At 65.4% G+C, this 6,804-nt stretch carries 7 protein-coding genes; all 7 read left to right on the top strand.

Annotated elements, in window-relative coordinates; all coding sequences use genetic code 11:
* On the top strand, positions 1–914 hold a 914-nt coding region (locus AC2VOG_RS04200; protein ID WP_486938660.1), incomplete at its 5' end, for a mannitol dehydrogenase family protein.
* Entirely contained in the window at positions 911–1,837 is a 927-nt protein-coding gene (locus AC2VOG_RS04195) for a carbohydrate kinase family protein (RefSeq protein ID WP_486938659.1), read from the top strand. The genes AC2VOG_RS04200 and AC2VOG_RS04195, both read left to right, overlap by 4 nt.
* Before the next feature lie 37 nt (positions 1,838–1,874).
* Positions 1,875–2,762 carry a non-homologous end joining protein Ku gene (gene ku / locus AC2VOG_RS04190; protein WP_486938658.1) on the top strand — a complete coding sequence of 296 codons (888 nt, stop codon included), beginning with the start codon at positions 1,875–1,877 and terminating at the stop codon, positions 2,760–2,762.
* A gap of 501 nt (positions 2,763–3,263) precedes the next feature.
* Positions 3,264–4,055, top strand: coding sequence for an SDR family oxidoreductase (locus tag AC2VOG_RS04185; protein WP_486938657.1), 792 nt, complete (start codon positions 3,264–3,266; stop codon positions 4,053–4,055).
* Positions 4,052–5,128, top strand: coding sequence for an NAD(P)H-dependent amine dehydrogenase family protein (locus AC2VOG_RS04180; protein ID WP_486938656.1), 1,077 nt, complete (start codon positions 4,052–4,054; stop codon positions 5,126–5,128). The genes AC2VOG_RS04185 and AC2VOG_RS04180 overlap by 4 nt, the downstream gene beginning before the upstream one ends.
* 49 nt (positions 5,129–5,177) lie before the next feature.
* Complete coding sequence (locus AC2VOG_RS04175) at positions 5,178–6,416, top strand: Nramp family divalent metal transporter (RefSeq protein WP_486938654.1); 1,239 nt, start codon at positions 5,178–5,180, stop codon at positions 6,414–6,416.
* A 120-nt stretch (positions 6,417–6,536) separates the two neighbouring features.
* The coding region (locus AC2VOG_RS04170; protein WP_486938661.1) for a gamma-glutamylcyclotransferase family protein at positions 6,537–6,804 on the top strand (268 nt) is incomplete at its 3' end.

Here is a 6,804-nt window from a genome sequence, read left to right as displayed (position 1 = left end):
TCGTCTCGTGCGACAACATCGAGAGCAACGGTGAGGTGGCGCGACGAACCGTGCTCGCCCGTGCCGAACGCGTCGATCCAGAGTTGGCCGAGTGGGTAGGCGAGCACGCCAGCTTCCCGAACTCGATGGTCGACCGCATCACTCCGGCAACAACTTTGCAGATGGCCGCGGAGGTCCGCCGCGATTTCGGCGTCGACGACCGCTGGCCCGTGGTGGCCGAGCAGTTCAGCGCCTGGGTGATCGAAGATGCCTTCGCCGACGGCCGGCCGCCTCTGGAGCAGGCGGGCGTACTGGTGGTCGACGACGTCCGGCCGTATGAGCTGATGAAGCTGCGCATGCTCAATGCGGGGCATCAGTGCCTGTGCTACTTCGCACACCTGTGCGGCTTCGAGTTTGTCCACCAGGCGGCGCAGGATCCATTGTTTGCCAGATACTTGCTCGCCTATTTCGAGAACGAAGCCATCCCGACGCTGCCGCCGGTGCCCGGGATCGACCTGCATCAGTTTGGCCACACACTGATCGATCGGTTCGCCAACCCAGCTGTGCGTGACACCGTCGCGCGGATCTGCGCCTACTCTTCGGACCGCATCCCGACGTGGCTGTTGCCGGTCATTCGCGACAACCTGGCCAACGACGGGCCGATCGCCATGGCGTCGGCGGCGGTGGCCGGTTGGGCGCGCTATGCCGAGGGCGTCGACGAACGGGGCGAGCCGTACGAGGTGCTCGACCAGCTGGCGGATTCGCTCATCCCGATCGCCCGCTCGCAGCACCGGAATCCCAATGCATTCATCGAGATCACGGCGGTCTTCGCCGACCTCGCCCATCAGCACCGGTTCGTCGAGGCCTACCGTTGGGCGCTGAATTCGTTGCACAGCAAGGGCGCTCGAGTAACTCTGGAGGCATTGGTGCGATGAGCCGCGGATTGGTGATCGGCGAAGCACTCATCGACATCGTCCAGGACGGGGACCGGATCGTCGGCGAGCACGTCGGCGGGAGTCCGCTGAACGTCGCGGTCGGGTTGGCCCGACTAGGCCGTGATGTCGATTTTTTGACCCACATCGGCGACGACGCGTACGGTCGCCGCATCGTGGAGTACGTCAAAGCATCCGGCGTCCAGCTTGTTTCGGGAAGTCGAACCGCCGACCGAACAACCACGGCGCGTGCGATCGTCGCCGCAGACGGCTCGGCGACATACCAGTTCGACCTGGACTGGCAACTGTCCGGTACGCCACCGGTGCCACCGCCCCTTGTCGTGCACACCGGATCGATTGCCGCGGTGAGTGATCCGGGCTGCGTGGCCGTCGCGGCGCTGGTAGACGCCTACCGAGTGTCAGCCACCGTCAGCTTCGATCCCAATGTGCGACCGTCGCTGATTATGGACCGCGGGCTGGCCCGCAACCGCATCGAGCATCTCGTCGCGCGCAGCGACATCGTGAAGGTCAGCGACGAAGATCTACGCTGGCTCGAACCCGACCGTAAGCCCGAAGACGTTGCGCGAACCTGGCAGTCGCTGGGGCCGGCGATCGTCGTGGTGACGATGGCCGATCGGGGTGCCGAGGCGATCTGCGGGTCCGGGGCCGTGCGGGTGCCGGCGCGATCGGCGCAGGTGGTGGACACCGTCGGCGCCGGCGACTCCTTCATGGTCGGAGTGCTCGACGCGCTCTGGCAGCGCGCTCTGTTGGGGGCCGGACAGCGTGCCGAACTGGCCGCACTGGATCTCGAGACGCTGAGCGAGGCGCTTGAGACGGGCAGTGCGATGGCCGCGGTCACGGTCAGCCGGGCGGGTGCTGACCTGCCGGATCGCCACGCGCTGGCCGCCGCGGCGCAGCAGCGATAGACGCGTATCCGTCCAGCGGAATGGGCATACTGGCAGCATGCGTTCGATCTGGAAGGGCTCGATCTCTTTCGGGCTGGTCAACGTCCCGGTCAAGGTGTATAGCGCAACCGAGGACCACGACATCAAGTTCCACCAGGTGCATGCCAAGGACAACGGCCGCATCCGGTACAAGCGGGTGTGCGAACTCGACGGCGAGGTGGTCGAGTACCGCGACATCGCCCGAGCCTACGAATCCGAAGACGGCCAGACGGTGATCATCACCGACGACGACATCGCTACGCTGCCCGAAGAGCGCAGCCGCGAGATCGAAGTTCTGGAATTCGTTCCCGCCGGCGACCTCGACCCAATGATGTTCGACCGTAGCTACTTTCTCGAGCCCGATGGCAACTCGACGAAATCCTATGTACTGCTAGCGAAGACACTGGCCGAGACCGACCGGGTGGCGATCGTCCATTTCGCGTTGCGCAACAAGACCCGACTTGCCGCGTTGCGGGTCAAGGACTTCAGCAAACGCGAAGTCATGGTGATCCACACGCTGCTGTGGCCCGACGAGATCCGTGATCCCGACTTTCCAGTACTCGACAAAAAGGTTGAGGTCAAACCCGCTGAGCTGAAGATGGCCGGGCAGGTGGTCGAGTCGATGGCTGACGAGTTCGACCCCGACCGCTATCACGACGACTACCAAGAGCAACTGCAGGAGTTGGTCAACGCCAAACTCGAAGGCGGCGAGGCGTTTACCACCGAAGAGCGGCCCAAAGAACTCGACGAGACCGAGGATGTCTCGGATCTGCTGGCGAAGCTTGAGGCCAGCGTTAAGGCGCGCGCCGCAAAGGCGCCGGCGAAAAAGGTAGCTGCCAAGAAAGCTCCCGCGAAGAAAGCGGCGGCGAAAAAGGCTGCGGCGAAAAAGGCTGCGGCCAAGCGCTAAACGTCTTACGAAGCATGACTCACTCACCGCGACAGGAGAACTCGGACCCACCGATTCGCGGAATCTAGCCGGAGCCGTCGCTGCCGGGCGTGCGGGCTGGATTCGCCTCCGGGCCCACTAGCTCGTGCTACCTCCCAAACCGGGACACCGTTTTGAGGTTGGCGACAAGTCGGGAAACTACCCCTACTGCGGGTGTATTCGGATCACATGCGCGCCACCTGCGTCGAGTGTGCATCCTGGGCGTCGAGCGTGCATCGTGGGCGAGAAAATCGCGGCGATCCCGCCCCCTGTGCACACTCGACGCCCTCAGTGCACACTCGACGCCCCCTGCGCACACTCGACGCCAGGAACCCTCAGCGGATGCTCTGCCCGAAGGCGTGTACTCCGGTCGATGGCGAACGGCCCGCGATTCGCTGGCAGGGCGACGAGTGTGACCGCCAACTAGAACATGTTTCAGAAATGTGGTTACGCGGTCGCCGCCGCCTTGTTACGGTGACGCCCGTGATCCTCGACAAATTCAGACTCGACGGCCAAGTCGCCGTCATCACCGGTGGCGGACGTGGTCTTGGCGCAGCTATCGCGCTGGCGTTCGCCGACGTCGGCGCTGACGTCGTCATCGCCTCCCGCACCCGATCCGAACTAGAGGCCGTCGCCGAAAAAGTCCGTGCCGCGGGCCGGCGGGCCCACATCGTCACCGCGGACCTGGCCCAACCGGAGGTCACGGCCGAGTTGGCCGGCCAGGCCGTTGAGGCGTTCGGACGGCTTGACATCGTCGTCAACAACGTCGGCGGCACAATGCCCAACGGGCTGCTGACCACGTCGACGAAAGACCTCAAGAACGCGTTCACGTTCAACGTCGCCACCGCGCACGCGCTGACCGTCGCCGCCGTGCCGCTGATGCTGGAACACTCTGGCGGCGGCAACATCATCAACATCACCTCGACCATGGGGCGGGTGGCCGGTCGCGGGTTCGCCGCCTACGGCACCGCCAAGGCCGCGCTCGCTCACTACACCCGGCTGGCCGCGCTGGACCTGTGCCCCCGGATCCGGGTCAACGCGATCGCGCCGGGCTCGATCGCCACCTCCGCGCTCGACATCGTCGCCTCCAATGATGCGCTACGCGAGCCGATGGAGCAGGCGACACCGATGCGCCGACTCGGGCAGCCCGACGAAATTGCCGCCGCAGCAGTCTATTTGGCGTCACCGGCGGGCGCCTACCTGACCGGCAAGGTAATCGAAGTCGACGGCGGCATCACCTTTCCCAACCTCGACCTACCGATTCCGGACCTGTGATGATCAAAGTCGCCCAGATCGGCACCGGCAACGTCGGCGTGCACGCACTCAAAGCGCTCATCACCAACCCCGACTACGAGCTCACCGGCGTGTGGGTGTCCTCGGCGGCCAAAGCCGGCAAAGACGCTGGAGAGCTTGCCGGCCTTGATGTTTCGACCGGCATTAAAGCCACGACCGACCTCGACGCTGTGCTGGCCACCGGCCCGCAGTGTGCGGTCTACACCGCGATGGCCGATAACCGGCTGCCGGACGCGCTCGAGGACTACCGGCGCATCCTGGCCGCCGGCGTCAACGTCGTCGGCAGCAGTGCCGTATTCCTACAGTACCCCTGGCAGGTGCTGCCAGACAGTATGTTGACACCCATCGAAGATGCCGCACGAGAAGGTAATTCGAGTCTTTTCGTCAACGGCATCGATCCCGGATTCGCCAACGACCTGCTTCCGCTGGCGCTGGCCGGAACGTGCCAGAGCGTGCAGCAGATCCGCTGCATGGAGATCGTCGACTACGCCACCTACGACAGCGCGACGGTGATGTTCGACGTGATGGGCTTCGGCAAGCCGCTCGACGAGATCCCGATGCTGCTGCAACCGGGCGTGCTGAGCCTGGCGTGGGGATCGGTCGTGCGCCAACTCGCCGCCGGACTGGGCATCGAACTCGACTCGATCACCGAACGCCAGGAGCGGATTCCGGCGCCCGAGGACTTCGACATCGCGTCCGGGCACATCGCCAAGGGCAGTGCCGCGGCGCTGCGCTTCGAGGTGCAGGGCAATAAAGACGGCCACCCTGTGGTGGTGCTGGAACACGTGACCCGGTTGCGCGAGGACCTGTGCCCGGATTGGCCGCAGCCCGCCCAACCCGGTGGGTGCTACCGGATCGAGATCACGGGTGAACCGTCGTACGCCGTCGACGTCTGCCTGAGCAGCCCCAACGGTGACCACAACCACGCCGGCCTGGTCGCGACGGCGATGCGGGTCGTCAACGCCATCCCTGCCGTGGTTGCCGCGCCGGCCGGCATCCGGACCACGCTGGACCTGCCACTGATCACCGGGCGCGGCCTCTACTCGCCCGCCTGACGGTTTCGGCTAACCTAACTTTCTTATTCGTAGACCGAAAGTGAGTTAGGTGCCCGAGGACACCCGCGCCCGGCTCAAGACCGGGTGGTATCTGCTCGGGCCTGCCTTCGTCGCCGCCATCGCCTATGTGGACCCGGGCAACGTCGCCGCGAACATCAGCGCCGGATCGCAGTTCGGCTTCGCGCTGTTGTGGGTCATCATCCTGGCCAACGTGATGGCCGGCCTGGTGCAGTACTTGTCGGCGAAACTCGGCCTGGTCACCGGCCGATCGTTGCCCGAGTCCATCGGGGCCCGGCTGAATCGCCCAGCCCGGCTGGCATTTTGGCTGCAAGCCGAGTTCGTCGCGATGGCCACCGACGTGGCCGAAGTGATCGGCGGCGCAATCGCGCTGCACATCCTGTTCGGGCTGCCGCTGCTGATCGGCGGAATCATCACCGGTGTGGTGTCGCTGCTGCTCCTGCGCATCCAGGATCAACGCGGCCAGCAGATCTTCGAGCGCGTCATCACCGGATTGCTACTGGTGATCGCCATCGGCTTCACCGCAAGTTTCTTCGTCTCGACGCCGCCACCCGGCGACGTGCTCGGCGGTCTGGTGCCCCGATTCCTGGGCAGGGAAAGCGTGCTGCTGGCCGCGGCCATCCTGGGCGCGACGGTGATGCCGCACGCGGTGTATCTGCACTCCGGGCTGACCCGTGATCGGCATGGTCATCCCCCAGCGGGCCCGCAGCGGCGGCGGCTGCTGCGCATCACCCGGTTGGACGTCGGGCTGGCGATGGTGGTCGCGGGCGCGGTGAACGTCGCCATGCTGCTGGTGGCCGCGCTGAACATGCGTGGCCGCGGCGACATCAGCTCGATCGAGGTCGCTTACCACGCTGTGCATGACACCGTGAGCCCGTTGATCGCCGCGCTCTTCGCGATCGGCCTGCTGGCGTCGGGGCTGGCGTCGTCGTCGGTGGGCGCTTACGCCGGTGCGATGATCATGCAGGGCCTGCTGCACCGGTCGATCCCGATGGTGTGGCGGCGGCTCGCGACGCTGACGCCCGCGCTGTTGATCTTGACGTTGGGCATTGATCCGACGCGCACGTTGGTGCTGTCGCAGGTCGTCTTGTCGTTCGGCATTCCGTTCGCACTGCTGCCGTTGGTCCGGCTCACCAGCGATCGTCAACTGATGGGTGGCGACACCAATCACCGACTCACGACGGCGGCCGGTTGGGTGATCGGCACGCTCATCAGCCTGCTCAACGTGATGCTGATCTATCTCACGGTCCGCGCCAACGGGCCGGCCTGACCTTGCGATCCCGAACCGCTGGCCGCCGAGCAAATAATTCGCTCGGCTAACATCAACCTCGTGACGCAGCGCCGCCGTCATTCCTACTTCGCGTACGGGTCCAACCTGTGCGTGCAGCAGATGGCGCAGCGATGCCCCGACGCCGTCAATCCACGCCGTGCCGTACTCGCCGACCACGACTGGCTGATCAACCAGCGCGGGGTGGCCACCGTCGAACCGCTACCCGGGACCACGGTGCACGGAGTGGTTTGGGATTTGTCCGACCACGATTTGGCCGCCCTGGACAGCGCTGAAGGCGTACCGGTCCGTTACCGGCGCGATGAGCTCACCGTGCAGACCGAGGACGGACCGGCGGCGGCGTGGGTGTACATCGATCACCGGGTGAGCC

It is taken from the genome of Mycobacterium sp. TH-M11 (genome assembly GCF_057473725.1).
The sequence above is the reverse complement of the archived record's forward strand: the minus strand, read 5'-3'. Positions and strand labels throughout refer to the sequence as shown.

Excerpts from the sequence above, each read along its gene's own strand:
- AC2VOG_RS04195 (WP_486938659.1), top strand. The coding sequence starts at position 911 with ATGAGCCGCGGATTGGTGATCGGCGAAGCACTCATCGACATCGTCCAG.
- ku (WP_486938658.1), top strand. The coding sequence starts at position 1,875 with ATGCGTTCGATCTGGAAGGGCTCGATCTCTTTCGGGCTGGTCAACGTC.